Genomic DNA, 3303 nt, shown 5'->3' on the forward strand with positions numbered 1-3303 from the left:
ACATACCCACCAGCCAGGAATGACACCCTCCTGGCAATAGAAAGCAGGGGACTGACGAGCAACCGGTAACCCTGACGAATCCCAGGCGATGCGCACCTCTTCAGCGTCGCCAGCCCGCAAGGGCCGAGCGAGCCATGAGCGCCGGGGGCAACATGGCATGAACTCTCCATCACCCGCCAGTGGGCAAAGTCTGGCAGCCACGCAACCGTGCTGTAACGGGGTGGACAGGAATTCGGGAGAACATCCTCCTAGCGCCCGGGTTCCTGCAACAGGCTGGGAAGTTCGCCTCGGCCAAGGCCAGCGGATACCGCCCAGCAAACCGGGAATGCTGACTCGGTTGTTCTTTGAAGGATGGGCTGAAGGAAAGGCCTCCCGAACCCGGCACGGGAAAATGCCGGGACTATCCGAAATGGCTTTCGGGGAACTGAGAACCATCCCGGATAGACGGAGGCAAGGCGAAAAATGGTGTAGCGGCCTAAATATAATCGCCATTGCCGTAAACGTCTAAATGATTGTTTTTATTTGAAGTGTCTTATGAGTGCATTACTTATGTGACAAGCAGATAAAAATAACCCCGGAGTGACGGGCTAAATCATCCGGGGCAATTTCTACAACAATGGTGGCAATTATGTCAGATTCAGACGGAAAACAAAACCTATCCAGCTATCGGATGCCTGAAAGCTGGTGGCGCACCCTGGTTGCAGTATTTGCCGCAACCAGCAATGGAAAATACCCTCAGCGCTCATTTGCAATAATCCCGTTTTACACAATCAGCGCAGGAACTGAATGCACTGAACAAAGCCTGCGCGGAAGGCTTGTCGTAATGGCAATGCACGGGCTGCTTGAATATACAACCAGCAGCGATAACAAAAAATCCCCGCGCAACTACAAGCTATCGAGGACTGGATTAAAGGCTCTTGATTGCTGGGAAAATGCCAGCTCTGCGGGATGCATTGACACAATTATTGCTCGCGATTACTTAGTACCGAATAAAGAAAAAACAAAACGGTATAAAGAAAAAACAAAAAAGCCAGCATTTTCTGATAAAAAACCATCCGTATTAAATGCTATTGAATCATTTTTCAAACTACCAGCAGCAACAGTGTCAAGTAAACAAAAAGTTACTGCCGAAACTCATCCTCATCTATTCCGGGGTGAAGCATGAACATTCAGGGCGAATTACGCGACATCACGCCGCTTTTTGACTGTTTCAAGCCATCGACAGGGCAAAAATTCCAACTTGCTGGGCTGCTCCATGAAGCTGCCCAGCATTTCTCAAATGGAGATGCAGGCCTGATGCTTGCAAAGCTGGAAGAGATCCAGGAATGGACACTTAAGCAACTGGGGGTGAGAGCATGAGCGGCATCGATGACTCCAGGGCGAAAAATTCCGCCATACACATTCAAAAAAAGCCGCGCATCCGGCTTTATTCCAGTCCAGCCGGTTATTGCTCGCTTGTCCGTTATTTTGAAGGGCGCGAAGAATTCTGGTTTGGGCTTTACGAGATCGCATTGAGGAGGGCTTATCCATGAGTGCGGCTGAAAACATCATCCCATTCCAACGGGAACCAACCATGTCGAACAACCAATTACCCGATCCACTTACACCGGCTGATGCTGATCTGACCGGATTCGAGTGGATGGAATTAAACATACATCGCCTGTTTCGCTCAGAAATGTGGGCGCGGGCTTCTGGTGATGAGTTCCGAGCTGCCCTGAAATTGTGGGGTGAATCATTCTTGGAGCAACCAGCCGGTAGCCTTCCAGATGATGATTTCCTGCTTGCCCGCCTTGCTGACTATGGCCGGGACGTGAAGGGGTGGGAGGGCGTGAAGGCGATGGCATTGCGCGGATGGGTAAAGTGCTCTGACGGGCGTCTCTACCATCCAGTTGTGGCCGAAACCGTGATGAGGGCATGGGAACAGCGCCTGAAATTCAGGGAGCGCCAGGACTACGAGCGCGAGCGTAAACGCCAGTACCGTGAGTCACTCAAGGGACAAAAACAGGACAATAAAAAGTGTCCCGATAATGTCCCTGGGACAGATAGCGGACGTCCCAAGGATTTCCACTCTAAGACAGGGACAGGGACAGAGACAGGGAATATTACTAATACCCCCCTTACCCCCCAAGAAAAGCCCACCGAACAAAAACCGGATGACGCCAAGCCTGACGGCTCGGCTGGAGTGGATGCCAAAGCCGTTGTTGATGTTTTTCACGCCCAGCTACCGATGCTTCCAGCCACAAGCAAGCTAAACGATTCGCGGAAGAAAGCGATTGCCGCCAGAACGCGGGAAATGCTTCCGACACTGGACGATTGGACGGCGTACTTCGCAAAGGTCGCAAAATCCAGGTTGCTTACTGGCCAGGAAACAACGTGGAAAGCCAGTTTTGATTGGCTGCTGAAACCGGCGAACATGCTCAAAGTTCTGGAGGGCAATTACCAATCCGCAGTCATGCCAAATTCGGCTAACGGAAAGCCGCGCGACCGTTACAACATGGATGACAAATCTTGGATCAAGGGCTGCGATCCGCAAAGACTTGGATTTGATTGCACTGAGGAAGAGTGGAGGAATATGCAATGAAACAGATTGGCAATATCGCGAGCAGTTTAGTTTCTGCGGGCGCTGGTAAAAATGTCGTTGAATTACCAGAAAGAAAGCAGGTTGATTTCCAAGGCGCACTGGCTGACTGGTTTAACGAAATCTTCCCTGAAATCCTCATGGCCTGCCCGAAATGGGGTTTGACGATTTCCGGCGATGCAATGATGGGGGCTGCAAAGCGGGTTTGGTTACAGGCTCTTGCCGATAATGGGATAACCAAAAAAAGCATGGTTGCGCGTGGGATTAAAGCTTTGCAGGATCGTGGCCAGGAATATCTTCCGTCGCCAGCAGAGTTTTGCCAGTTGTGCAAAGAGCAAAAATCAAAATTGCCAACACTGGCAGAATCGAAGCTGGAAATACTGGTTGGCCGTAAGCCGTGGAGCTGCCCATTTGTCGAGTATCTGGCTGGCAAAACAGGATCAATACTTCACCCGACTACAGAGCGCGAACTTCGCGACGCCGCTTTTGCAATAGAATACCGCAAGGCAGTTGAATTGGCTGAAACTGGCTATTTTGAACAAGACGGGATACAGCGAATAAAAAAACAGGAAATTGATTCAAGCCTTCAGCATTATTTCCACTTGAAGAAATCATTTCCTGATCTGCCATACGCAGATGATTTTATTTCTGATTGCAGGTTAAAAGGAATCCATCTTGATATTGCAAACATGACCGTAACGCATGATGCAAATCTTGTTGACCAC

General features: G+C 50.1%; 5 protein-coding genes. All 5 read left to right on the forward strand.

All coding sequences use genetic code 11. The features are described 5' to 3' along the window. The first annotated feature begins 628 nt into the window (after positions 1-628). Positions 629-1165: a hypothetical protein gene (locus VSS37_RS15135; RefSeq protein WP_324696556.1), complete on the forward strand. Its 537-nt coding sequence runs from the start codon at positions 629-631 to the stop codon at positions 1163-1165. Then, positions 1162-1359: a hypothetical protein gene (locus tag VSS37_RS15140; protein WP_324696557.1), complete on the forward strand. Its 198-nt coding sequence runs from the start codon at positions 1162-1164 to the stop codon at positions 1357-1359. The genes VSS37_RS15135 and VSS37_RS15140 overlap by 4 nt, the downstream gene beginning before the upstream one ends. Next, entirely contained in the window at positions 1356-1532 is a 177-nt protein-coding gene (locus VSS37_RS15145; protein WP_324696559.1) for a hypothetical protein, read from the forward strand. The genes VSS37_RS15140 and VSS37_RS15145 overlap by 4 nt, the downstream gene beginning before the upstream one ends. Beyond that, the gene (locus VSS37_RS15150; RefSeq protein WP_324696560.1) at positions 1529-2581 is read left to right on the forward strand and encodes a DUF1376 domain-containing protein; all 1053 of its coding nucleotides are present in this window, start codon (positions 1529-1531) and stop codon (positions 2579-2581) included. Before VSS37_RS15145 ends, VSS37_RS15150 begins: the two co-directional genes overlap by 4 nt. Beyond that, on the forward strand, positions 2578-3303 hold a 726-nt coding region (locus tag VSS37_RS15155; protein WP_324696562.1), incomplete at its 3' end, for a replication protein P. The genes VSS37_RS15150 and VSS37_RS15155, both read left to right, overlap by 4 nt.

Source organism: Candidatus Thiothrix phosphatis (genome assembly GCF_035668035.1).
GTDB lineage: Bacteria > Pseudomonadota > Gammaproteobacteria > Thiotrichales > Thiotrichaceae > Thiothrix > Thiothrix phosphatis.